This window comes from Sphingomonas flavida (assembly GCF_036663655.1).
Lineage (GTDB): Bacteria > Pseudomonadota > Alphaproteobacteria > Sphingomonadales > Sphingomonadaceae > Sphingomonas.
Genome location: NZ_JAXOJH010000002.1, coordinates 414,718 through 438,675, shown reverse-complemented (window position 1 = coordinate 438,675; position 23,958 = coordinate 414,718). Strand labels below are relative to the sequence as shown.

Annotated in this window: 24 protein-coding genes and 1 tRNA gene; 15 read left to right on the top strand and 10 right to left on the bottom strand. The window is 66.3% G+C overall.

Annotated features, from left to right (window positions below; all coding sequences use genetic code 11):
• Window positions 1-24 precede the first annotated feature (24 nt).
• On the top strand, window positions 25-2,010 hold the full coding sequence (locus tag U1703_RS04245; protein WP_332784700.1) for a TonB-dependent receptor domain-containing protein: 1,986 nt from the start codon (window positions 25-27) through the stop codon (window positions 2,008-2,010).
• A gap of 206 nt (window positions 2,011-2,216) precedes the next feature.
• Here the strand turns inward: U1703_RS04245 and U1703_RS04240 are convergent.
• The 3 genes from U1703_RS04240 to U1703_RS04230 all read right to left on the bottom strand — a co-directional run bounded on the left by U1703_RS04240 (window position 2,217) and on the right by U1703_RS04230 (window position 4,150).
• A tRNA-Leu gene (locus U1703_RS04240) sits at window positions 2,217-2,301 on the bottom strand.
• A gap of 91 nt (window positions 2,302-2,392) precedes the next feature.
• Window positions 2,393-2,632: a hypothetical protein gene (locus U1703_RS04235; RefSeq protein WP_332784699.1), complete on the bottom strand. Its 240-nt coding sequence runs from the start codon at window positions 2,630-2,632 to the stop codon at window positions 2,393-2,395.
• Between the two features lie 3 nt (window positions 2,633-2,635).
• A complete protein-coding gene (locus U1703_RS04230; protein ID WP_332784698.1) occupies window positions 2,636-4,150 on the bottom strand; it encodes a YifB family Mg chelatase-like AAA ATPase in 1,515 nt (504 codons plus the stop codon).
• Window positions 4,151-4,346: 196 nt separating this feature from the next.
• On the opposite strand from U1703_RS04230, the gene rpmH reads away from it, so the two are divergent.
• From rpmH to U1703_RS04190, 8 genes are all read left to right on the top strand, one after another.
• Window positions 4,347-4,481: a 50S ribosomal protein L34 gene (gene rpmH, locus U1703_RS04225; RefSeq protein ID WP_320452776.1), complete on the top strand. Its 135-nt coding sequence runs from the start codon at window positions 4,347-4,349 to the stop codon at window positions 4,479-4,481.
• A 59-nt stretch (window positions 4,482-4,540) separates the two neighbouring features.
• Window positions 4,541-4,927: a ribonuclease P protein component gene (gene rnpA / locus U1703_RS04220; protein ID WP_414712044.1), complete on the top strand. Its 387-nt coding sequence runs from the start codon at window positions 4,541-4,543 to the stop codon at window positions 4,925-4,927.
• 2 nt (window positions 4,928-4,929) lie between these two features.
• Window positions 4,930-5,142, top strand: coding sequence for a membrane protein insertion efficiency factor YidD (yidD, locus tag U1703_RS04215; RefSeq protein ID WP_332784727.1), 213 nt, complete (start codon window positions 4,930-4,932; stop codon window positions 5,140-5,142).
• A 42-nt stretch (window positions 5,143-5,184) separates the two neighbouring features.
• Window positions 5,185-6,882: a membrane protein insertase YidC gene (gene yidC, locus U1703_RS04210; RefSeq protein ID WP_332784697.1), complete on the top strand. Its 1,698-nt coding sequence runs from the start codon at window positions 5,185-5,187 to the stop codon at window positions 6,880-6,882.
• Between the two features lie 68 nt (window positions 6,883-6,950).
• On the top strand, window positions 6,951-7,568 hold the full coding sequence (yihA, locus tag U1703_RS04205) for a ribosome biogenesis GTP-binding protein YihA/YsxC (protein ID WP_332784726.1): 618 nt from the start codon (window positions 6,951-6,953) through the stop codon (window positions 7,566-7,568).
• Between the two features lie 337 nt (window positions 7,569-7,905).
• Entirely contained in the window at window positions 7,906-8,991 is a 1,086-nt protein-coding gene (locus tag U1703_RS04200; RefSeq protein WP_332784696.1) for a TonB-dependent receptor plug domain-containing protein, read from the top strand.
• An 87-nt stretch (window positions 8,992-9,078) separates the two neighbouring features.
• Window positions 9,079-10,968, top strand: a complete 1,890-nt coding sequence (locus U1703_RS04195; protein ID WP_332784695.1) for a TonB-dependent receptor domain-containing protein — start codon at window positions 9,079-9,081, stop codon at window positions 10,966-10,968.
• 100 nt (window positions 10,969-11,068) lie between these two features.
• Window positions 11,069-11,731 carry a glutathione S-transferase gene (locus U1703_RS04190; protein ID WP_332784694.1) on the top strand — a complete coding sequence of 221 codons (663 nt, stop codon included), beginning with the start codon at window positions 11,069-11,071 and terminating at the stop codon, window positions 11,729-11,731.
• 16 nt (window positions 11,732-11,747) lie between these two features.
• On the opposite strand, the gene U1703_RS04185 is transcribed toward U1703_RS04190, so the two are convergent.
• Window positions 11,748-11,918: a hypothetical protein gene (locus U1703_RS04185; protein WP_332784693.1), complete on the bottom strand. Its 171-nt coding sequence runs from the start codon at window positions 11,916-11,918 to the stop codon at window positions 11,748-11,750.
• A gap of 111 nt (window positions 11,919-12,029) precedes the next feature.
• On the opposite strand from U1703_RS04185, the gene dapE reads away from it, so the two are divergent.
• Window positions 12,030-13,145, top strand: a complete 1,116-nt coding sequence (dapE, locus tag U1703_RS04180) for a succinyl-diaminopimelate desuccinylase (protein WP_332784692.1) — start codon at window positions 12,030-12,032, stop codon at window positions 13,143-13,145.
• Here dapE and U1703_RS04175 read toward each other — a convergent pair.
• The 3 genes from U1703_RS04175 to U1703_RS04165 are packed head-to-tail and all read right to left on the bottom strand — an operon-like array spanning window position 13,123 to window position 15,723.
• Window positions 13,123-13,650, bottom strand: a complete 528-nt coding sequence (locus U1703_RS04175; protein WP_332784725.1) for a Smr/MutS family protein — start codon at window positions 13,648-13,650, stop codon at window positions 13,123-13,125. The genes dapE and U1703_RS04175 overlap by 23 nt on opposite strands.
• 25 nt (window positions 13,651-13,675) lie before the next feature.
• The gene (gene mltA, locus U1703_RS04170; protein ID WP_443025754.1) at window positions 13,676-15,055 is read right to left on the bottom strand and encodes a murein transglycosylase A; all 1,380 of its coding nucleotides are present in this window, start codon (window positions 15,053-15,055) and stop codon (window positions 13,676-13,678) included.
• 17 nt (window positions 15,056-15,072) lie between these two features.
• The gene (locus U1703_RS04165) at window positions 15,073-15,723 is read right to left on the bottom strand and encodes a Tim44/TimA family putative adaptor protein (protein ID WP_320452780.1); all 651 of its coding nucleotides are present in this window, start codon (window positions 15,721-15,723) and stop codon (window positions 15,073-15,075) included.
• A gap of 464 nt (window positions 15,724-16,187) precedes the next feature.
• Here U1703_RS04165 and secB point away from each other — a divergent pair, with 464 nt between their 5' ends.
• The 4 genes from secB to U1703_RS04145 are packed head-to-tail and all read left to right on the top strand — an operon-like array spanning window position 16,188 to window position 19,867.
• On the top strand, window positions 16,188-16,703 hold the full coding sequence (secB, locus tag U1703_RS04160) for a protein-export chaperone SecB (RefSeq protein ID WP_320452512.1): 516 nt from the start codon (window positions 16,188-16,190) through the stop codon (window positions 16,701-16,703).
• 13 nt (window positions 16,704-16,716) lie between these two features.
• Window positions 16,717-18,294: a murein biosynthesis integral membrane protein MurJ gene (gene murJ, locus U1703_RS04155; RefSeq protein ID WP_332784691.1), complete on the top strand. Its 1,578-nt coding sequence runs from the start codon at window positions 16,717-16,719 to the stop codon at window positions 18,292-18,294.
• Between the two features lie 8 nt (window positions 18,295-18,302).
• Window positions 18,303-19,310, top strand: a complete 1,008-nt coding sequence (gene trpS, locus U1703_RS04150; RefSeq protein WP_332784690.1) for a tryptophan--tRNA ligase — start codon at window positions 18,303-18,305, stop codon at window positions 19,308-19,310.
• A complete protein-coding gene (locus tag U1703_RS04145; RefSeq protein WP_332784689.1) occupies window positions 19,310-19,867 on the top strand; it encodes a P-loop NTPase family protein in 558 nt (185 codons plus the stop codon). The genes trpS and U1703_RS04145 overlap by 1 nt, the downstream gene beginning before the upstream one ends.
• An 87-nt stretch (window positions 19,868-19,954) precedes the next feature.
• Here the strand turns inward: U1703_RS04145 and dnaA are convergent, their stop codons facing one another.
• From dnaA to mutM, 3 genes are all read right to left on the bottom strand, one after another.
• Window positions 19,955-21,478: a chromosomal replication initiator protein DnaA gene (gene dnaA, locus U1703_RS04140; RefSeq protein ID WP_332784688.1), complete on the bottom strand. Its 1,524-nt coding sequence runs from the start codon at window positions 21,476-21,478 to the stop codon at window positions 19,955-19,957.
• Window positions 21,479-21,957: 479 nt separating this feature from the next.
• Window positions 21,958-22,221, bottom strand: a complete 264-nt coding sequence (gene rpsT / locus U1703_RS04135) for a 30S ribosomal protein S20 (protein WP_042490304.1) — start codon at window positions 22,219-22,221, stop codon at window positions 21,958-21,960.
• 87 nt (window positions 22,222-22,308) lie between these two features.
• On the bottom strand, window positions 22,309-23,124 hold the full coding sequence (gene mutM, locus U1703_RS04130) for a bifunctional DNA-formamidopyrimidine glycosylase/DNA-(apurinic or apyrimidinic site) lyase (protein ID WP_332784687.1): 816 nt from the start codon (window positions 23,122-23,124) through the stop codon (window positions 22,309-22,311).
• Between the two features lie 79 nt (window positions 23,125-23,203).
• On the opposite strand from mutM, the gene U1703_RS04125 reads away from it, so the two are divergent.
• On the top strand, window positions 23,204-23,935 hold the full coding sequence (locus U1703_RS04125; protein WP_332784686.1) for a class I SAM-dependent methyltransferase: 732 nt from the start codon (window positions 23,204-23,206) through the stop codon (window positions 23,933-23,935).
• Window positions 23,936-23,958: the final 23 nt, after the last annotated feature.

Genomic DNA, 23,958 nt, shown 5'->3' with positions numbered 1-23,958 from the left:
TAGCAAGCGATAACGGGAACCTTCATGTCGACCATCCTAAACCGCTCCTCGGCGGCGCTCATCGCGCTCGCTTGCTCCACATCCGCGCTCGCGTCGGACCGCATGCCGGATACGCAAGGCCAGACGACCCGTGCCGATGAGATCGTCGTCACGGCTTCGGGCGGTCGCGAACAGCAGGTCAAGGACGCACCGGCATCGATCAGCGTGCTGACACGCAAGGATCTGGATCGCCTGCCCTATCGCGAAGTGACCGATGCCTTGCTCGAGATTCCAGGCGTCACCGTGACGCCGGGCGAGGGTAACAGTCGCGACATCTCGATCCGCGGCATGGCGCCGCAATATACGCTGATCCTAGTGGACGGTAAGCGCTTGTCGAGCCGCGAGACGCGAACCAACGGTGGCAACATATCGGAGGGCGGGCAATTGCCGCCGCTGGAGGCGATCGAGCGGATTGAGGTGGTACGCGGCCCGATGTCGTCCTTATATGGGTCCGATGCGATGGGCGGTGTCGTCAACATAATCACGCGGCGCATCTCCAAGACATGGCGCGGCAGCACTCGGGCCAATGGCACGATGCAGTTAGGCTCCGATTACGGCAACGTCGCCGACGGCAACTTCTACTTGTCCGGTCCGATCGCCGGCTCGGTCGGTGTTCAGGTTCAGGGGGCTGCGACCCGACGCGGCGAGGATCATGTCATCGGCGGCACACCGGAACGCCGGGACGAGAGCTTGGCTGGCAAGCTCGGGTGGAACGCAGGGCCCGACCACAGCTTCCTCGCCGAACTGGGCTATTACCGCCAAACCGTGACCGCGACAGCGGGCAAAACGGTCGCGACCAGCGCGACGGTGCCGACGGGTATGGAAAACGTTCAGGCACAACGACGTTATGTCGGCTCGATCAGTCATTCCGGCCGCTGGGGCTTTGCAACGTCGGAGAGCTATCTGCAGCTCGAGGACGCGAAAAGCCTGCAGGACGGCAAACGGATCAAGAACACGATCGCGCAGTCGATCTGGATGGTGCCGCTGCCCGCCAATTCCTTGAGCGTAGGTGCCTATTACCGCAACGAGGACCTGACGGACACGGTCGGCAATCTCTTGGCGGGATCGACGCGCGACGGCGCAAGCCGACGGCAAGTAGCGGTGTTTGCGGAAAACGAACTGACAGTGATGACCGGACTGCGTCTGACCGGCGGCCTGCGGATGGACGACGACCAGCAATATGGGACGCACTGGACGCCGCGGGTCTATGCCGTGTGGAACATCGACCGGGCTTTCACGCTGAAGGGTGGCTATTCGCAAGGCTTTCGCGCGCCGAACCTGCGCCAGACGCTCCCGGACTGGGGCCAGTCGAGCCGCGGGGGTACGATCTATGGCAATCCTGATCTAAACGCGGAGACATCGCGAACGATCGAGGCTGGACTGCTGTTTGATGGCGGCACGTTCCAGGCCAGCCTGACGGCCTATGACACGCGGTTTGACGACAAGATCACGCGCGTGACCTGTGTCGCAGCCGCGGCCTGGTGCAGCGGTGAGCCGCTAAGCTCCATCGGGCGGCCACCGACCACCTATGTCAACGTCGACAAGGCGAAGGTCCGCGGGATCGAGGCAACGATCGACATGCCGCTGACCGCGACGCTGAGGGTCAATGCGACCGGTACGCTCACGGACTCGAAGCAACTGAGTGGTGCCAATATCGGTGCAGCGTTGAACGATACGCCCAAGCAACAGGCAAGCGCCTCGCTCAACTGGAAGCCAACGACTCGGCTGAGCGGCTATATTCGCGGTATATTCCGTGGCCAAGAGGCGATCACCGAAGCACAGATCAGCGGCAATGCCACCGTCGCACCATCCTACACAACAGTCGATATCGGCGCATCGTACAAGGTCTCACCTCGGTTCACGCTGCATGGCGGCGTGCAGAACGTGCTGGACAAGCGCTTGAGCTATGATCGATTCGGGTACGTCATCGACCCGGCACGCATCTGGCTAGGGATCGGCACGCGGTTCTAGGATTCAAACCCGATCAGCATCTTGAGGGATGATGGTTTTCCTGATCCACTGGAGGGTGGATCAGGAGGCGTGAGGCATGGCGCTTGACCGTCACCGCTCGCGCTTGAACGCCTATGACAATCGCATAGTGAGGGAACGAAAGGTGGTATGGCATGGAGCAAAAAGCGCAACACTAGCGCAATTTCAACACCTTGCACCCCGTAGGATGGTGCCCCTGGCCGGACTCGAACCAGCATGCCTTGCGGCGTTCGATTTTGAGTCGAATGCGTCTACCAATTTCGCCACAGGGGCAGCGAAGCCGCGCTGCTAGACGAGGGTGATGCGTCACGCAAGCGCCGATTGCTCAAGCCAATGGACAATCCCCGCCTATTGCCTGATTCGGTCAGAGGGGACGCCGCTCACCGCGAAGCCATACGGCGGCGCGCTTCAAGCAATACCACCATATCGGCAGGGGAGAGACCGCCATGAGGAACAGGGCGGCGAAGCCGAACGGATCGGTGCCAAAATCCGCAAAACCGAAAAACGCGATCGTAAAGTAGACCAGCCACTCCATGACGAGCGTGTAAGCGGTTGCAGCGACGACAAGGGTGACGGCAACAAATTTGCCTAAGCGATTCGACATGCGTCAATTCACCGGCGGCCGCTGGCGATAGCTGAGCGCCTCGGCGATGTGGATGCGTCCGACCTGCTCGGCCCCCGCCAGATCGGCGATCGTCCGGGCGACCCGCAGGACGCGGGTATAGCCACGCGCGGTCAAACGCATCCGCTCGGCGGCTTCGACCAGCAAGGTGCGGCCAGCCTCGTCGGGTGTCGCCCAACGCTCCAGAAGCGCGCCGTCGGCCTCCGCATTGGTGCGGACGGTCACCGGGGACTCGCGATAGCGCTCGGTCTGCTGCGCCCGCGCCGCCGCCACCCGTGCGGCGACCGTGGCCGACGATTCGGCGGCGGCAGGCGCGAAGAGATCGACGGCCCGGACCGGCTGGACCTCGACCGACAGGTCGATTCGGTCGAGCAGCGGCCCGGAAATCTTCGCCTGATAGTCGGCCGCGCATCGCGGTGCCCGCGCGCAGGCGAGCGCGGCGTCGCCCAGATGCCCGCAACGGCACGGGTTCATCGCGGCGACCAGTTGCACCCGTGCAGGAAAGGTCACGTGCGCGTTCGCCCGCGCGATGCTGACCGTGCCGGTTTCCAGCGGCTGGCGCAGCGAATCGAGGACCGCACGCTGAAACTCGGGCAGTTCGTCGAGGAACAGGACGCCCAGATGGGCAAGGCTGACCTCGCCCGGCTTCGCCTTCAGCCCGCCGCCGGTCAGCGCCGCCATCGACGCGGAGTGATGCGGCGCTCGAAATGGACGCGCGCGGGTCAGCCGCCCACCCGCCAGGGTCCCCGCAACGGACTGCACCATCGAGACCTCCAGCGCCTCGGTGGCATCGAGCGGCGGCAGGATACCCGGCAGGCAAGCGGCCATCAGCGACTTGCCCGACCCCGGCGGGCCACTCATCAGCAAATTGTGCCCCCCTGCCGCCGCGATCTCGAGTGCGCGTCTGGCATTCTCCTGACCCTTGACCTGGGCCAGGTCGGGGCCCGACACCCCCTGCTCGACCAGTCCGCCCTCGGGTGTCGGCAGGACCGAATGCCCCTTCAGGTGGTTGATCAGCGACAACAGGTCGGGCGCGGCGATGACCGACCCACTCCCGGCCCAGCTCGCCTCCGCCCCTTGCGCGGCGGGGCAGATCAGCCCCTTGTCGAGCGACCCGGCATGGATCGCGGCCAGCAGCACGCCCGGCGACGGTCCGATGCGCCCGTCCAGCGCCAGTTCGCCCACCACGACATGATCGGCCAGCAGTTCGGCATCGACCACCCCCATGGCGGCCAGCAGCGCCAGTGCGATGGGCAGGTCGAAATGCGACCCTTCCTTGGGCAGGTCGGCGGGCGACAGGTTCACCGCGATTCGCTTGGGCGGGAGCGCCAGGCCCATGGCGGCGATGGCGGCGCGCACCCGCTCGCGGCTCTCCCCCACCGCCTTGTCGGCCAGACCGACCAGATTGAAGGCGGGCAGCCCCGCGATCACTTGCACCTGCACCTCGACGGCGCGCGCCTCCAGCCCCAGATAGGCCACCGTGGACACGATCGTCGCCATTACATTCCCCCCGTACGGGCTCTCCCTGCCCGCGCGCCTTTCCTGCAAAGGATGCCCCCGCCCCGCAAGAGGCAGATGGCCGAACGGCAAAAGCGTCCACCCGATTGACTTGAAAGTCCGCTTTGCGTAAGCGGCTTGCCACCAAGGCCGTCCTCGTGGCGGCCGTTTTTATTCAGACGTATCCAAGGAATGAACGATGAAGCGGACCTTTCAGCCGAGCAATCTGGTGCGCGCTCGCCGTCACGGCTATCGTGCGCGGATGGCGACGCCCGGCGGCCGTGCGGTGATCCGGGCGCGTCGCGCGCGCGGTCGCAAGAAGCTGTCGGCGTAATCACGACGCTGACCCGCCGCCGCGATTTCCTCGCGGCCAATGGCGGGCGACGCGTGGCGATGCCCGGCTTCGTGCTGCAGGTGCGCCCGCGGGATGACGGTGAAGCGACGATTCGAATCGGCTTCACCGTCACCAAGAAGATCGGAAACGCGGTCGTTCGCAACCGGATGAAACGCCGGTTGCGGGCGCTCGCGCGTGATTTGTTGCCGGTCAAGGGCATTGCGGGCGCGGACCATGTCCTGATCGGACGGCAAGGCGGGATCGAGCGCGACTATGCGGCGCTCACCGCCGAACTGTCCAAGGCGCTGACCCGCGCCGCCTCGCCCGATACCGGCGGCCATGATCGCCCGCGCGAACCGCGCGTGCACCATGGCCGTGGCAAGGGGCGTGGCCCCCGTGGCGGCGCCCAGCGCCAGCCCACCCCATCCTCCCAAGAGCCCGCGTGACCCTGTTCGCGCGGGCCTTGATTCTGATCGCGCGGGGCTGGCAACTGGGGCCTTCGCTGATCTTGCCGCCCACTTGTCGCTATCATCCATCGTGTTCGGCCTATGCAATACAGGCCATTGGCCGCTATGGCGCGGTCAAAGGGGGCTGGTTGGCGCTCAAGCGCATTGCGCGGTGCCATCCCTGGGGCGGGCACGGACCCGACCCGGTACCCTGACGTAACGCCTGACGTAACCAACGTCACAACTGGGGTTTCGACGTGAAGGAAGACCGCAAGAATTTTGTCGTGTTCGCGGTGATCGCGGCGCTGATCCTGTTCGGATGGCCGCTCATCCAGAACAGGTTCTTCCCCAGCAATCCGCCCGCGACCAAGATCGTCGACGGCAAGCAGGTGCCGGTTGTCAATTCCACCGCCAACCCGACCGTCACGACGCCCAGCGCGATTCGCGATCGCCGGGTCGTCCTGGCCGAAACCCCGCGCGTGGCGATCGAGACGCCGCGCCTGAAGGGATCGATCAACCTGAAGGGCGCACGGATCGATGACCTGGTCCTGCTGGATTACAAGCAGACGGTCGACAAGAACTCCGCCCCGATCCGCCTGCTGTCGCCAGCCGGTGCGGAAGGCGCGTATTTCGCCGGTTTCGGCTGGCGCACCGACGGGCTGAACCCGCCCGCCGCTGACGCCGTCTGGACCGCCAGCGCGCCGGTGCTGCGCCCCGGCCAGCCGGTCACGCTGAGCGCCGCCAATGCGACGGGCCAGCGCTTCCAGATCGCGCTGTCGGTCGACAAGGATTACATGTTCACCGTCCAGCAGACGGTCGCCAATGGCGGCGGCGCGGCGGTGCCGGTCGCTGCCTATGGCTATGTCAATCGCGGCATCTCGGCCGATCCCGACACATGGACGATCCATGTCGGGCCGATGTCGGTCAACAACGGCTCGGCGCAGTATGGCCCGAACTGGAAGGACCTGGACAAGGCCCCGACCCGCTTCACCACCACCGGTGGCTGGCTGGGCTTCACCGACAAATACTGGCTGGCCACGCTGATCCCCGATCAGGCCAAGGCGTTCGACGGCCAGTTCCGCGCAGGTGCGGGCGGGACCTATCAGGCCGACTATACGCTTCAGCCGCAGACGCTGGCGCCGGGCAAGCAGATCACCCAGACGACCCGCTTCTTCGCGGGCGCCAAGGAAGTCGCGCTGCTCGACCGCTACACCGACAAGGAAGGCGCGACGAAGCTCGATTACGCGCTCGACTGGGGGTATTTGCGCGTCCTTGAAAAGCCGATCTTCTATTATCTCGACTGGCTGTTCCGCCTGGTCGGCAATTTCGGCGTCGCGATCATCCTGCTGACCGTCACCATCCGTGCGCTGATGTTCCCGATCGCGCAGCGCCAGTTCGCCTCGATGGCGGCGATGCGCGCGGTACAGCCCAAGATGAAGGCGCTGCAGGAGCGGTTCAAGGACGACAAGGTCCGGATGCAGCAAGAGGTCATGGCCCTCTACAAGCAGGAAAAGGTCAATCCGCTGGCGGGCTGCCTGCCCACGCTGATCCAGATTCCGATCTTCTACTCGCTCTACAAGGTCCTGATGCTGACGATCGAAATGCGCCACCAGCATTTCGTGCTGTGGATCAAGGATCTGTCCGCGCCCGATCCGCTGACCCCGGTCAACCTGTTCGGCCTGCTGCCCTTCGTGCCGCCGCACTTCATCGCGATCGGCGTCGTGCCGATCCTGCTGGGCATCTCGATGTACTTCCAGTTCAAGATGAACCCGCAGCCGATGGACGATGCGCAAAAGCAGGTCTTCGCGATCCTGCCCTGGGTGCTGATGTTCGTGATGGCGCCGTTCGCGGTCGGCCTTCAGGTCTACTGGATCACGACCAACTGCATCTCTATCCTGCAGCAGCGCCTGCTCTACGCCCGTCATCCGGGCCTGAAGCAGCCGGTCGCCAAGTGAGCGAGCTTCCCCCCTCCCCCGCCCCCTCCGACGAGACCGCCGACAAGGTTGGTGGTTTTTCGGAGGAACTGGTCGAGTCCGCGCGCAAGCTGTTCGCCGGGCCGGTCACCTTCCTGAAGTCCGCGCCCGCGCTGCAGTATCTGCCCGATCCGATCGTGCCGGAAGTCGCGGTGGCGGGACGGTCGAACGTCGGCAAGTCGTCGCTGCTGAACGCCATGACCAACCGCAACGGCCTGGCACGCACGTCGAACACGCCGGGGCGTACGCAGGAGCTGAATTTCTTCGACGTCGGCACCCCCCCGACGCTGCGGCTGGTCGACATGCCGGGCTATGGCTTTGCCAAGGCGCCCAAGGACATGGTCAAGCAGTGGCGGTTCTTGGTGAACGACTTCCTGCGCGGGCGTCAGGCGCTGAAGCGCGCGCTGGTGCTGATCGACTCGCGGCACGGCATCAAGGATGTCGATCGCGAGATCCTGGAGATGCTCGACCGTGCGGCGGTCAGCTATCGCATCGTCCTGACCAAGGCGGACAAGGTGAAGGCAAGCGAACTCGCCGCCGTCGTCGCGCAGACCGAGGACGAGGCCCGCAAGCGCGCGGCCGCCCACCCGGAGATCCTGGCCACCTCCAGCGAAGGCGGCATGGGTATCCCCCAACTCCGTGCCGCGGTGCTCGAAGCGATCGGCTGAGCCGATCCGATGCGGTAAAGGCGACGCCCTGTTTCCGGTGCCGCCTTTACCGCGCGAGGAGCGAGTGATTCGCGCGGGGCGCTCTCATGTCCCAGCGACTGATCGGGATGGAACGGGCCATCCCGGTGCGGGTTCTGGTAGAGTCAAATCAGGCATCGGGCAGGCTGAAACGGCCTGGCCGCGACCTCTTTGCTTGCCTAGCGCCGAGGCACACAACTAACTGAAATTGTTGCAAAGACGTGACACTGGTTAAGAAACGCCAGCAATCGTGACGCATTTATTGACCGTCCGTCATCAGCGGACTTAGCCCCTTGTGCATAAACAGAAAAATTGGGGTATGCGTATCATATCACTCAATCTTCGGTCTCGCGCCCTGCGCGAGGTCAGCGTCGCTGCGTTGCTGACCGTCATCGCCAGCCCGGCCTTTGCCCAGACCGTTCCGCCCGCCGCGCCAGAAACCGCCACCGCGCCCGAAACCACCACCGCACAGGGCGCCCCGGCCGACCAGAATGCCACTAGTGGCCAGGATGTCGTCGTCACCGGTTCGCGCATCGCCCGGCCCGAGTTCGAGACGTTGCAGCCGACCCAGGTCGTCGGCGCGGCGCAGATCGCCAATGGCGGCTACACCAATGTCGGCCAGGTGCTGAGCGAGATTCCCGCTTTCGGTCCTCCGGGCAATAGCGGCGTCGGCGCGCAGTCGTCCTTCGGCCCGGCACAGACCTTTGTCGACTTCTTCGGCCTGGGCACGCAGCGTACGCTGGTGCTGGTCAATGGCCGCCGCTTCGTGTCGTCCAACAGTGCCAGCATCTTCGGCCCCGTCTCGGCCGGTACGCAGGTCGACCTGAACAACATCCCGACCAGCCTGGTCGAGCGGGTCGAGACGGTCGCGATCGGCGGCGCGCCGATCTATGGCTCGGACGCGATCGCGGGCACCGTCAACATCATCCTGAAGCGCAATTACGAGGGGCTTCAGCTCCAGGCGCAGGCAGGCGTCTCGCAAAAGGGCGATGCCCCCGACCAGCGGCTGAGCCTGTTGGCGGGCAAGAACTTCGCCGACGGGCGTGGCAACATCACCCTCTCGGGCGAGTATAACCGCGTCACCGGCCTGACCGCCGCCGACCGCGACATCACCGCCTCGGGCTATTTCTTCGGCACGCCCGCCACCGCCGGAGAGTTCCAGCGCGTCCTCTATCCGAACCAGCGCTACAGCGCGTTCACCATCGGCGGCGTGCCATTCAGCGCCGACGACTTCCTTGCCAGCCGTTCGGGCATCCGCAATGCGGCGGGCCAGTTGCAGCAGTTCGGCCCGAACGGCACGCTGATCCCGCTCGACCTCGGCACGCCGATGCGTCAGGGTTACATCAGCAGCGGCGGCAACGGCTATAACCTGCCGCTCCAGTCGAACCTGCTGACCACCTCGTAACGCTATATCGCCAGCGCCCAGGCCAGCTATCAGTTCAGCGACCGTATCCGCTTCTTCGGCGAGGCGTGGTATATCCGCAGCAAGGGCGTGAACCTGATCGATCAGCCCAACTACAACACGGCGCTGTTCGACGATGCGGGGACGGCCGATGGCAACATCCTGGTCAGCCTGAACAATCCCTATCTGTCGGCCACCGATCGCGCGACCATCGCCGCCAACCTGCCCGCGGGCCAGAACCAGTTCTATCTGGGCCGTGCCCTTGCCGACCTGACCACGGGCCGCGCCGAAGCCACGGTCGAGACCTATCGCTTCGTCGGCGGGTTCGACGGCACGGTGCCGCTGCTGGGCCGCGACTTCAAATGGGAAGCCTCGGCCGTCTATGGCAAGTCGGTCACCAACGGCCGCAATTTCGAGCTGATCCAGCAGAACTTCGCCAACGCGATCGACGCCGTGCGAGACGCCTCCGGCAACATCACCTGCCGTCCGGGCGTGGTGAACGCGACGATCCCGTCGATCGGCGGCGGGGCCTGCGCACCGCTCAACATCCTGGGCATCGGCCAGGCCAGCCAGGCCGCGCGCGATTATATCTTCGCCGTCGCCACGCCGCGTTCGGCCAATGAGCAGCTGGTGTTCAACGCCAACATCAACGGCCCCGTGTTCCAGCTGTTCGGCAACGACGTGTCGCTGTCGCTCGGCTACGAACATCGCGAGGAGCGGACCCAGTTCGATCCGGGCGCCTTCTATTATGGCGAGCCCCAGGCGGACGGCAGCCGCCAGCAATATGGCCGCACCATCCCGATCGACCCGATCCGGGGCAAGTTCCACACCAACGAGGTGTTCGGCGAGGTCGTCGTTCCGTTCGTGTCGAGCAGGAACGAGCTGAGCTGGCTCAAGACGCTCGAGTTCGACGGCGCGGCGCGGTACGTCGACAACTCGCTGTCGGGCGGCGACGTCACCTGGACGGCGGGCGGCCGGGTCGGCTTCTTCCAGGGGCTGACCTTCCGCGGCAACTTCACCCGCTCGATCCGCTCGCCTGCGATCACCGAGGTGTTCAATCCGACCTCGCGTGCGTTCAACTCGGGCAACGATCCCTGCGATTCCCGCTATGTCGACAGCGGCCCCAACCCGACCGTGCGTCGCGCCAACTGCGTCGCAGCCGGGATCAACCCCGCGACGTTCGATTCGAACTTCAGCAACTTCACCATTCCGGTGACGATCGCGGGCAACCCCGATCTGCGCAACGAAAAGGCGAACAGCTGGACCGTGGGTGCGATCGCCCAGCCGCGCTTCATCCCCGGCCTGTCGGTCGCGGTCGACTGGGTGAACATCAAGCTGAAGGATGCGATCACCTCGCTGAACGGCACGGACATCCTGAACGCCTGCTACGACTCGGCCAACTATCCGAACCAGTTCTGCGGCCTGTTCAACCGGGGCGCGGACGGCCAGCTGACCACCATTCGCCAGGGTTACTACAACGCCGCCGCCTATGAGATGGCCGGGCTTCAGTCGACCATCTCCTATCGCCTGCCGCTCAGCCGCGTCGGGCTGGAGAATGCGGGGACGGTCGGCCTGTCGGTCAACTATTTCTACCGCGACAAGCTGGAGACCCAAGTCGGCACCGGCGACATCAACCATGCCGCGGGCGAGATCGGCTATCCACGCCACTCGGGCACCGCGAACCTGACCTATGAGGGCCCGGTCTTCAACGTCCTGTTCCAGGGGCAATATACCGGCAAGGTGAAGTTCAACCTGGACGAGGCGCCCAACGCCCGCAACATCTCGGGCGTCGGCGACTGGATGGTGTTCAACACCACGGTGGGCGTGAAGGTGAACGAGCAGTTCAATCTGCGCTTCATCGTCGACAACGTGTTCAACGCCACCGCGCCCTTCCCCGCGCTGTCGGCGGGCGGCACCCAGCCCTATTTCTCGGGGCTGATCGGCCGCTTCTTCCGGGTGGCAGCGACCGCGCGCTTCTGATCGCATTCGCGGATGCGATCGAAAGGGCCCGTCCGGTTCCCCGGGCGGGCCCTTTTTTGTTCGGTTGCGAGGATCCGGTGGGGCGGTTACGCCTGTCACCATGAAGCTCATCATCGGCAACAAGGCCTATTCCTCCTGGTCCCTGCGCGGCTGGCTCGCCTGTCGCCAGTCGGGCCTTTCCTTCGAGGAGGTGGTCGTGCCGCTGTACGACGCCGACTGGGACAAGCGGCGCGAGGGGGCGGAGTTCGCGCCGTCCTCGGGCAAGGTGCCGATCCTGTGGGATGGCGACGCGGTGGTCTGGGACAGCCTGGCCATCATCGACTTCCTGGCCGACAAGGTCGGGCGTGACCGTTTCTGGCCCGCCGACGACGCCGCGCGCGCCATGGCCCGCTCGATGGCGGCGGAGATGCATTCCAGCTTCGTGGCGCTGCGCCGCAAGCACAGCATGAACATCCGCCAGGTCTATCCTTCGCAGATGCCCGACGAGGACGTGATCGTCGACCTCAAGCGGATCATGAAACTCTGGGCCCAGGCGCGCGCCCGCTTTGGCGGCGGTGGCGATTTCCTGTTCGGCGAATTCGGTGCGGTCGACATCATGTTCGCGCCGGTGGTGACGCGGATCGTCACCTATCAGTTGCCCGTCGCGCGCTTTGCCGTGCCCTATATGGACGCGGTGCTGCGCCATCCCTTCATGCAGGACTGGATCGCCGCTGCGCAGGAAGAGGAATGGGTGATCGAGCGGTTCGAGCAGCCGGTGGGGTGAGGGCCGGACGCTCCCCCTACCGCGCCGCTGGCGGCACCTCGTTCAATGGCGCGCGCTGCTCACCCGCCGGTTCGGCGACCCGCGAGGTAAAGGCGTAGAGCAATACCCCGGCGATCCCCAGCGCGATCACCAGCCAGAGCAACAGCCGCTTGCCGGCCTTGTGGCCATTGGGATCGGGATCGTTCATTGCATCACTCCTGTCAGTCGGGTGCACGAACGATGCCGGGCCGTATCGGGTCCGTCGCCGTCATCAATCCGAACATTGCCGTCCGCGTGCGCGCTGCCTATGCCGCGCGGCATGACCGACGCCCTTACCCTTGCCCAGGCCCTGATCCGGGCCGACAGCGTCACGCCCGCGCGTGGCTCCGTGTTCGACGTGCTGGAGGCCGCGCTGACCCCGCTCGGCTTCACCGTGGACCGGTTCACGGTGGGTGAGGAGCCCGACGGCCCGGTCGAAAACCTGCTCGCGACGCGCGGCGGCAGCGGCACGCACCTGGCCTTTGCTGGCCATGTCGACGTGGTGCCCGCCGGCGATGGATGGCAGGGCTCGCCCTTCTCCGGCGAGGTGCGTGACGGCCTGCTCTACGGGCGTGGTGCGGTCGACATGAAGGGCGCGGTCGCCGCCTTCGTCGCGGCGATCCCGACCGAGCCGACCATCCCGCTGTCGCTGATCGTCACCGGCGACGAGGAAGGCCCGGCCGTCTATGGCACCCGCGCGCTGATCGACCATATGGCCGAGCTTGGCGTCGCCCCCGACCTCTGCCTGGTCGGCGAGCCGACCTCGGCGCATCGATTGGGCGACATGATGAAGATCGGGCGGCGCGGCTCGGTCAATATCTGGATCACCGTGCCGGGGCGGCAGGGACATGTCGCCTATCCCCACCTCGCCGACAATCCGATCACCCCACTGGTAGCGATGCTGGCCGAGATCGAGGCGGTGACGCTCGACACCGGCAATGCCTGGTTCCAGCCGTCCAATATCGAGATCACCGACCTGCACGTCGGCAACCCGGCTACCAACGTCATTCCCGGATCGGCGCAGGCGCGGCTGTCGATCCGCTTCAACGACGAACATAGCGGCGAGGCGCTGGTCGCGCGGCTCACCGAGATCGCTCGCCGCCATGCTCCGTCCGCTCAGGTCACGGGCCGTATTTCGGGCGAGGCGTTCCTGACCCAGCCCGGCACCTTCTCCGCGATGATCGCCGAGGCCATTCGTGCCGAAACGGGGATCGACGCCGAACTGTCGACCACCGGCGGCACGTCCGATGCCCGCTTCCTGTCGAAGCTGTGCCCGACGGTCGAGTTCGGGCTGCTCAATGCGACCATGCACAAGGTCGACGAGGCGGTAGCGGTCGACGATCTCTATGCGCTGACCCGCATCTATGCGGGCATCATCGCTCGCGCGGGCGCCTGAACACGATGTAGAGCGCGCCCTGCCCGCCATGGCGCGGATGGGCATTGCGGATCGCCGCGATCGAATCGGCATGGCGCGACGCGCCCAGCCAGTCGCTGATCGCCGCGCGGATCGCGCCGCGCGCATGGGGCCGCTCGCTTTCGGGGCGTGGCGGCTTGCCCGTCACCAGCAGCAGCACCCGGTCGCCCCGCCCGATTGCCCGGCCCAGCCCCTGGTCGAGCATGGCATGGGCCGACGCCAGCGTATGGCCATGCAGGTCGAGCGAGCTGTCGGGCATCACGCTGCCCCGCAACAGCCTTTTGTCCCAACCGCCGTCGAGCGTCTCGCCCGGCCCCTTCTTGGGCGCGGGCGGTGGTGGTGCGGGCTGGCGCAGCGGCGGCACGCGCCCCTTCACCCGCACCTTCGGCGCGCCCGGTGTTTCCTGGAACACCGCCTCCATGGTGGGCGGCGGTGGCGCGGGTCGGGCGGGGACGACGGCGGCGCGCAAGGGCCGCACCGTCTCCATCACCCGCGCCCAGAGCTGCGCCTCGTCAGAATTGAGGGGGCGCACCGGCCGTCCCGCCAGGAGCCGTGATACCCGCCCGCGCCAGCGTACCGACCGGCAGCAGCAGGAAGGCGGTGCCGCGCGCCGACATGCCGCCCGCGACGCTCCGCGCCGTCTCGCCCGCGCCCCAGAAAGTGTCAAAGCGGTTGGAGCCCTTGATCGCGCCGCCGGTGTCTTGCGCCACCCACAGCCCGGTCACGTCCTGGCGGTCCATCGACAGGAAGACGGGCGCGCCCAGCGGCACGAATTTCGGGTCCGCCGCCGCGCTCACCTGCCCGGTCACGGCATAGCCCATCGCACCCTGCGGCGCGCCGTTCAGTTCGCGGAAGAACACGAAGCTCTTATTCTCGCGCATGATCGCGCGGCCTTCCTCGGGATGGTCATGCAACCAGGCGACGATCCCCTGCATCGACGTCTGCCCCGGCCCCAGCAGCCCGCGCGACTTCATCAGCGCCCCGATACCGGTATAGTCTCGGCCGTTCTGGCTGTCATAGCCGACCCGCATGATCCCGCCATCGGGCAGTCGAAGCCGCCCCGAGCCCTGGATTTGAAGGAAGAACACCTCGATCGGGTCCGCGCCCCACGCCAATATGGGTGCACGGCCCTCCAGCGATCCCTGTTCGATCGCGGTACGATCGTCATAGGGGACGAGATTGGTGCCCTGCACCTTGCCGCGCACCTTCTTGCCCTTCAGGTCGGCGGTGAAGGCACCCAGGTCGACATCGACCAGATCGCGCGGGCGGGCATAGATCGGCACCTCATAACCGACACGCCGATCGCGCGAGCCCGCAATCTCGGGCTCGTAATAGCCGGTGGCCAGCGAGCGGCCGTCACCGACCTGAACCGCTTCGAAATAACGGATGAAGAAGTTACGGGCACCGCCGCGCGGCACGCTGCCCGCCGCCTGACAGGCGGCTTGCCAGTCGGAGCCCTGCGTCAACCCGCTGGTGTCGGTGCGGCGCATCAATCCGGGGCAGGACAGAGCGAAGGCGGCGCGGGCAGCCTCGGCCTGCTCCTCGGTGATCGGCAGGGTCGCGACCGGCGGTCCGGCCAGGATGCCCGCCTGCGCCGCCGTCGCCGATCCGGGGACCCCGACGACCGGGGTAGCGGGCAAGGGGGTCGCGCCCACGATGCGCGCCGGTCCAGCGGGCACGCGAGAGACACTGGGCCCGCCCGGCTGCACACCGCCGGGCAACATTGCGATCGTGCCGGGTCGCGGGCGATGATCGGTGCGTGGCGGCGTCTGGCCGCGCGGCGGCGTCGGATACTCCGATGCGCCGGGCGGCACGATCCGTCCGGCGCAGGCCGACAGGCCGATCGAAAGCGCGACCATGGCCGCGACGCGATACCCCCTCATCGCGGACATTCCCCCGTCAGACCGGTTCAGGCTTCGTCGGTGTCGACGAGCTTCCAGTTCGGATCGCCGCTCTTCAGCGTCCGGGCGAAGGTCCACACGTCGTGCGTCTCGACCGCATCGCTCAGCGAACCGGCGATGACATTGCCCTCTGCGTCGCGCGTGACGGCGGCGATATCGGCGTCGAAGCGGACGGTGACCCGCGCCTCGCGCCCCTCGACCGCGGCGTCGACGATCTTGGCGCTTTCCACGCGGATTAGGCGATTATCGAGCGTCTGGCCGGTTTCGCGCCGATGCTCGATCGCCTCGGCAAAGGCGGCCAGCACGTCGCGTTCGACCAATTCGGAAAGCGCGTCCTCGTCACCCTTCCAGAAGGCTTCCAGCGTCATGCGATAGGCGCTCTGTGCGCCGTTCAGGAACTGCGCCACGTCGAAACCCGGCTCGCCCGCGATCACGGCGCGCAGGCCCGGTTCGGCGCGCGGCTCGATGTTGCGGTTCACCACTGGAGCGGCACCCTGTGCGGGTTCGGCCGTGCGGGGCAGCGTCACCGCCACCGGCCGATCATCGGCACTGCGCGCCAAAGGCTGCTGTTCATGGCCGGTACGCTTGCCGAGCACGCTGTAGAGCCTCAGCGCGAGGAAGAGCGCGACCATCGCGAGAAGAACGACGTAGAATAACAACACAGGCGCCTTTCACTATCAAGGCCGATATAGGCGCAAGGCCGGCAGATGAAAACCCGGCCACCCCGAACGGGGGCTGGCAAGGTTGAAACCATGTCGACCCGCTGCTACGCGAAGCGGCCATAAGGCCGAACGCGCGAACCCGCCCTTTCGGTTCCCTTAGGGTCTATACTCAATCAGGACGGGGTCGTGACGGAGCCGATTTGGGTTCAGGGCAAGGAGCGAGGAGCGGAGCGATGCGATCGCATCGTGACCGACGAGCGACGCTGCCCTGGATCCAAATCGGCCCGCCGCTTTGGCGGTCGCCCGCCGAAAGGCGCTGGACGGCGTCGCTTGCTTGCAGGTAGCGCCGCTACCTGCTGCGCCACACTCCTTGCCAGCGCCTTTCGGCGGGCGATCACGATCCCCGTCCTGATTGGGTATAGACCCTAACCCCCTTGATCTTACGCAAGAAGGTATTGACGATGGACGAACAGGGTTTGCCGCAGGGCTTCGAGGCGCCGATCGCCGATGGTGAGGATGCCGGTCCTGCCGCGGGCATGATCTCGCAATATGTGAAGGACCTGTCGTTCGAGAATCCGAACGCGCCCGCCATCTATCAGGCGCAGGCCGCACCGGGCATCGACGTGCAGTTCAACATCTCGGCCGTCCAGGTCGGCGAGGACGTCCATGAGCTGACCCTGAAGATCGAGGTCCGCGCCGAGTCCGAGGGCAAGACCGCCTTCATCGTCGACCTCAGCTATGCCGGTCTCTTCGGCTTCCGCAACGTGCCGGTCGATCAGATCCAGCCGTTCATGCTGGGCGAAGCGCCGCGCCTGCTGTTCCCCTTCGCCCGCCGCGTGCTGGCCGATGCGGTGCGTGACGGCGGCTTCCCGCCCCTGATGCTCGAGCCGATCGACTTCGCGCAGCTGTATCTGCAGCAGGCCGAGGCCCAGGCGGGCACCGCGCAGCCGAACACGCCGGAAACCGGCCACGCCTGATCGGGACTGACATATGAACCTGACCAAGGCGCTGGGCTCGGTCGGCGGGCTGACTCTGGCGAGCCGCGTGCTTGGTCTGGTTCGCGATTCGCTGTTCTTCCGCTTCGTGGGCGCCAACTTCGCCTCCGATGCCTTCCAGATCGCGTTTCGCCTGCCCAACCTGTTCCGCGCCCTCTTTGCCGAGGGGGCCTTTTCCGCCGCCTTCATCCCGATGTTCAACCGCAAGGTGGCAGAGGGGGACAAGGCGGCGTCGGGGTCGGGACTGGCCCAGGGCCTGGCCTTCGCCGAAAACGCGATGTCGGTCCTGCTGCCCGTCCTGATCGTGCTGACCGTGCTGGTCGAGCTGGCGGCCTGGCCCGTCACCTGGATCCAGACCTTCGGCTACGGCAAGGGGACGGCCGCGCAGTTCGACTATATCGTGCTGCTCAACCGCCTGACCTTCCCCTATCTGCTGTTCATCAGCCTGGTGTCGCTGCTGGGCGGTATCCTGAATTCGCTCAATCGCTTCTGGGTGAATGCGGCCGCGCCGATCCTGCTCAACCTGACGCTGATCGCCGCGCTTCTGCTGTTCCATGACCACAACCCGCTGCCGACCGCGCGCAACCAGGCGATCGCGGTGTCGGTGGCCGGGATACTGCAGTTCCTGTGGCTCTGGTGGTCGTGCCGTCGCGCCGGTGTCCGCCTGCGGTTGAAGCGCCCGGTCATCAACGACGACGTGAAGCGGCTAATGAAGCTGATCCTGCCCGCCGCCGCAGGTGCAGGCGCGGTGCAGATCAACCTCCTGATCTCCACCGGCCTCGCCGCGCGCTTCCTGCCTGCGGGGTCGGTGTCGTACATCTATGCCGCCGACCGGCTGAACCAGTTGCCGCTGGGGCTGATCGGCATCGGCCTGGGCACCGTGCTGCTCCCCACCATCTCGCGGATGCTGGGCGCGGGCCGCGAGGCCGAGGCGATGGAGACGCAGAATCGCGGCATGGAGCTGGCCCTGCTGCTCACCCTGCCCGCCACCGTCGCGCTGATCGTATGTGGCCAGCCGATCGCCGCTGCGCTGTTCCAGCATGGCAAGTTCACCGCCACCAACAGCTTCTATACCGCGCAGGCCCTCGCCGCCTTTTCGATCGGACTGCCCAGCTATATCCTGGTCAAGGTGCTGACGCCGGGCTTCTACGCGCGCGCCGACACCCGGACGCCCGTCCGGTTCGCCACCTGGTCGATGCTGGTCAATCTGGTGCTGAACCTGATCCTGATCTGGCCGCTCCAGCATATGGGTCCGCCGCTGGCCACCGCGATCGCCTCGACCGTCAACGTCGCGCTTCTGTATCGCACCCTGGCGAAGCGCGGGCATTTCGTCGCCGACACACAGCTTCGCCGGCGGGCGTGGCGGATGGGGGTCGCCGCCCTGCTGATGGGCGTGGCGATGGCGCTGCTGAACGAACGATTCCAGCCCTATGTCACCGGCTCCAACATCGAACGCTGGGGTGCGCTCATCATACTGGTCGCCACGGGTATGCTCGTCTATGCGGTGGCCACCTTCGCGACCGGGGCATTCCGGCTTGCGGACATCAAGCGGCTCGTTCGCCGCAAGAACTGAGGACCATCATGCGCGTCGTTTCCGGCATCAAGCCCACGGGCAATCTCCACCTCGGCAATTATCTGGGCGCCGTGAAGCAGTGGGTCGCGATGCAGGACGACATCCAGGCCCAGGGTGGCGAGACGATGTACTTCATCGCCGACCTGCACGGCCTGACCGAATGGATCGCGCCCGATGCGATGGCGGCCAACACCATCGAGATGACCGCGACGCTGATCGCGGCCGGGATCGACCCCGAACGCTCGATCCTGTTCAACCAGACCCGCGTGCCCCAGCATAGCGAGCTGAGCTGGCTGCTGAACAATGTCGCGCGCGTCGGCTGGCTGAATCGCATGACCCAGTTCAAGGACAAGGCGGGCAAGAACCGCGAGGGCGCCAGCGTCGGCCTGTACGACTATCCCGTTCTGATGGCCGCCGACGTGCTGCTCTACAACGCCACGCACGTGCCGGTGGGCGAGGACCAGAAACAGCATCTGGAGCTGGCCCGCGACATCGCGACCAAGTTCAACAACGATTATGGCCGCGAGGTCTTCACCCTCCCCGAACCGCTGATCAGCGCCGCCGCGCCGCGCATCATGTCGTTGCGCGACGGGGCGTCGAAGATGTCCAAGTCGAACCCGTCGGAAATGTCGCTGGTCAAGCTGATCGACACCGACGACCAGATCGCCGAGAAATTCCGCAAGGCCAAGACCGACCCGGACGTGCTGCCCGAGACGATGGACGGCCTGGAGGGGCGGCCCGAGGCGCGCAACCTGATCACCATCTATGCCGCGCTGTCCGACCGCACACCCGCCGATGTGCTGGCGCAGTTTGCGGGCCAGGGCTTCGGTGCGTTCAAGCCCGAGCTGGCCGACCTCGCGGTCGCCACGCTGGGCCCGATCCGCGAGCGGCTGACCCGCCTGCTCGACGATCGCGGCGAGGTGGGCCGCATCCTGGAGCGTGGCGCCGAGAAGGCCCGCCATCTGGCCGCGCCGCTGCTGCTCGAGGTGCAGCGGACCATGGGCCTTCAAGTCTGATGCCCCCCGGCCCCATCACCCGTATCATGGTGATGGGGCCGCCGGGCAGCGGCAAGTCGACGCTGGCCCGGATGCTCGGCGAACGGCTGGGCCTGCCCGTCCATCACGCCGATGCGCTGTTCCACGATCCCGGCTGGGTCGCGCGACCGCGAGAGGACTTCATCGCCGACATGGTCGCCATCGCCGCGCAGCCCGCGTGGGTGATCGACGGCAATTATTCCGGTGCGCATTATGGCCCCGCGATCGCCGACAGGCTCGCGCGCGCCGAGCGGATTATCCTGCTCGACCTGCCGCGCCGCGTGACGATCCCCCGCATCCTCCGGCGTGTGGCACGCCATCATGGGAAGCAGCGCCCCGACAGCGCGGCGGGATGTCCGGAGCGGCTGGACTGGGCGTTCCTGGCCTATTGCTGGCAATGGCGACGCGCGGTGCGGCCGGGGATCTTGCGAGTGCTGGCGGGGATGGAGGATCGGGTGATCCGGTTTCGCCGGTCGCCGGGGCTGGACCGGGTGTTGGCGGATATGGATCCCCCTGGCCTTCGACTTCGCTCAGGCTGAACCGCGGGAGGGAACGGGCTTCTATCCAAAACCCCGTTCAGGCTGAGCGAAGTCGAAGCCCACGCCCCGACCCCGCCCGGAAGGACATCAGCCCTCCAGTTCCTTCATCAGCACGCGCACCGCATTGTCGATATCGCGGTCGGTGTCGCGCAGTTCCTCGATCTTGCGCACCGCATAGATCACCGTCGAGTGATCCCGCCCACCGAACTTGCGGCCGATCTCGGGCAGCGAGCGGGTGGTCAGGCGCTTGGCGAGGTACATGGCGATCTGGCGCGGGCGGGCGATGGCGCGCGCACGGCGGGCCGACACCAGGTCGAGCGGCTTCAGCTCGAAATGGCGGCTGACCAGCTTCTGGATCTCGTCGATGGTGATCCGCCGCTGCGCCCCGCGCAGCACCTCGCCCAGCGTGGCGACGGCGAATTCCATGTCGATCTTGTCGCCGGTCAGCTGCGCATAGGCGACGACGCGGTTCAACGCGCCTTCCAGCTCGCGGATATTGCCGCGAATCCGCGAGGCCAGCATGTCGAGCACATCGGTCGGCACCACGATCTCGGGAAGGTCGGCGACCTTGCGGTTCAGGATCGTGCGACGCAGCGTCAGGTCGGGCGCCTTGATGTCGGCGACGAGCCCGGCACCCAGACGGCCGATGATTCGCGGCTCGACCCCGTCCAGCGACTGGGGCGAGCGGTCGGCCGAGATGACCAGCCGCTTGCCCGCGCCGACCAGTTCGTTGACCGTGTGGAAGAACTCCTCCTGGGTGGAATCCTTGCCCGCGATGAACTGAAGATCGTCGATCAGCAGCAGATCGGCCGAACGCAGCCGCGACTTGAAGCTGTGCGTGTCACGGGCGCGCATCGCCGCGACGAAGTCGAACATGAAACGCTCGGCCGACATGCACAGCACGACCGCATCGGGATGCGACTCGAGAAAGGCATGGGCGATGGCGTGCATCAGGTGGGTCTTGCCCTGCCCGGTGCCGCCATGAAGGAACAGCGGGCTGAAACGCGGCGGACCCGGCTCGGCGAGCGAGAGCGCGGCGTTGAACGCGACCCGATTCGACGAATCGACCACGAACCGGTCGAAGGTCAGGCGCGGATCGAGCGGCGGCCGGTCGCTGGGCACGCGCACCACCGGGGCAGGCGCGACCACCACCGGCGCGGCGGCCTTGGCGCGGGGAGCCGGACGCGGCGCCGCTGCGGGTGTCGGTGCCGGGGCGGGCATGCCGAACAGCGAGGGCTGCTCGTCCACCTCGACGGGTGCGGTCGGGGCGGCGGTCGCCGCGCGCGGCGCGGCGTCGAACGTCTCGACGCTGGTCAGCCGCGCGACCTTGGACGGCGCACGGGTCTCGATCGTGACCGACCGGACCTCGGGCAGCACCGCCTTGAATTCCAGGTGCAGGCGGTCGGCATAGTGGCTGCGCACCCAGTTGGTCGCGAAGGCCGAGGGGAGCGCGAGGCGAACCGTATCGAGCTCGTCCCCCTCGATCAGCTCCATGGGCTTGAGCCACTGGTCGAACAGGCGGGCGCCTGCCGATTCGCGCAGGTTCGCGCGGACGCGCGCCCAGGCACGAGCCTGGTCCGTCGTCGGTCGCGTCGCCTGCCAATTCGTCACCCGCGCACTCCACTTCTGCCGACGCCCATGATGGGCGATCGGGCCTCTAAACCACTTGGCGACACGATACCCATCGGCGAATCAAACGGATTCGACCCGGTCTGTCACTTCGCTATGTCCATGACGCGGGGCACGATGCACCGCCGCTGGGAAACCGATTATGAGCGATGAGGGGGTCGGATCAAGACCATCTCCGGCCATAAATCTGAAATAAACCGGATTGACAGCCAAAAGCCCGCAGAAACCCGTCCAACTATCTCACAAACACTTGAAATCGCTGCATTTTAACCAGGACGCGCGTCATCGACCCGAAACCCGAATTACTCGAATCGCGGTGAAAGCTGGCGTTGCGCGAAACGCGGAATGGTTCCCGCGGATCACGTTGCCCGACACGTTAAGGATTGGATGACGGACGCACGAAAAAACCCGCCGGGGACCGCCCCCGGCGGGTTTCGTTCGTCGCGAAAACCGAGAGGCTGTTAGGCCAGTGCGGCGATACGCTTGGTCAGGCGCGAGAACTTGCGCGAGACGGTGTTCTTGTGCAGCACACCCTTGGCAACGCCACGGGCCATTTCCGGCTGCGCCGCGGCCAGAGCGACCGTCGCGGTTTCCTTGTCACCGGCGGCCAGGGCGGCCTCGACCTTCTTCACGAAGGTACGGATGCGGCTGACGCGGTTGCCGTTGATGACGGCGCGACGCTCGTTGCGACGGATACGCTTTTTGGCCTGCGGCGTGTTCGCCATGAAAACCTCTAAATCTCGATCAAAAGGGATAGCGGCGCGACGCACCAGCTTTGAAGCCGGGGCCCTTACCGGTTAGCGGCGATGCCGTCAACTGCGCTGGCAGTTGGAGCACCAGAAAGTCGAGCGCCCCGAATCGGTTCGCCGCCGCACGATCGCACCGCATTCGCAAGGATCGCCCTCGCGGCCATAGACCCGCCACTCCTTCGAGAAATAGCCCAGTTCGCCGTCCGGCCGCACATAATCGCGCAGCGACGAACCGCCCGCCAGGATCGCGGCCTCCAGCACCGTGCGGATCGAATCGACCAGCCGGGCGAGTCGCACCTTCGAAATCTGGCCCCCGGCCCGCCCCGGCGTGATCCGGGCCATGTGCAGCGCCTCGCACACATAGATGTTGCCCAGACCCGCCACGATCCGCTGGTCGAGCAGCATCGCCTTGATCGGCGCGGCCCGCCCCTCCAGCGCCGCCGCCAGATAGGTAGCGGTGAAGTCCGGCCCCAGCGGCTCGGGCCCCATCGCCAGGAACGGTGGATAGCTGACCAGCTCCGTCGTCGGCCACAGATCGACAAAACCGAATCGGCGTGGATCGTTCAGCGCCAGCCGCCGCCCCGCCCCCGTCTCCAGCAGCAGGTGATCATGCGCCAGCGGCTCGCCCGGATCGATCCGCCAGCGCCCCGACATGCCGAGATGGAAGATCATGGTGTCGCCGCGGTCGGTGTCGATCAGGCCATATTTGGCGCGACGCCCCAGCGACGTGACGACCGCCCCCGTCATCCGCTGGCGCAGGTCGGCGGGAAAGGGATGGCGCAGGTCGGGTCGGCGCGGCTCGACCAGGGTCAGCCGCGCGTCCGCCAGCACCGGGGTCAGGCCGCGGACCGTGGTTTCGACCTCGGGAAGTTCGGGCATTTTCTCTCTGAATGGCTTTCGTGCGCCTGACAGCTAGGTAGCGTTTGCCCCGCCAGCAAGGCCGGGCTAGGGCAAAGCCATGAGCGATACCGTGTCCTTCGGCTATGAAGATGTACCCCGCGACGAAAAGGTCGCCCGTGTCGGCAGCGTGTTTACCAACGTCGCCGCCAAATACGACCTGATGAACGATGCCATGTCGGGCGGTATGCACCGCCTGTGGAAGGACCGTTTCGTGCGCCGGGTGAAACCGCGCGCCAGCGACCAGATCCTCGACATGGCGGGCGGCACCGGCGACATCGCCTTCCGCCTGGCCGAGTCGGGGGCCAGCATCACGGTGGCCGACATCAATCCGGCGATGCTGGAAGTCGGCATGAAGCGCGCGGCGGATCGCGGGTTCGACGGGCTGGTCTGGACCGAGGCCAATGCCGAGGTGCTGACCTTCCCAGACAGGTTCTTCGACGCCTATACGATCGCGTTCGGCATCCGCAACGTCACCGACATCCCGGCGGCGCTGAAGGAGGCGCACCGGGTACTGCGGCGGGGCGGGCGGTTCTTCTGCCTGGAATTCTCGACCACCGTCTGGCCGGGCTTTTCGGAAGTCTATGACGCCTATTCGCACAAGCTGGTGCCCAAGCTGGGCCAGATGCTGGCGGGCGACGCGGACAGCTATCGCTATCTGATCGAATCGATCCGCCGCTTCCCCGACATGCCGACCTTCGAGCGGATGATCCGCGAGGCGGGCTTCGTCGAGACCAAGGTCGAGCCGATCATGGGCGGCCTGGTCGCGATCCATTCGGGGTGGAAGATTTGATGCAGGGACGCGCGGGCGGATTC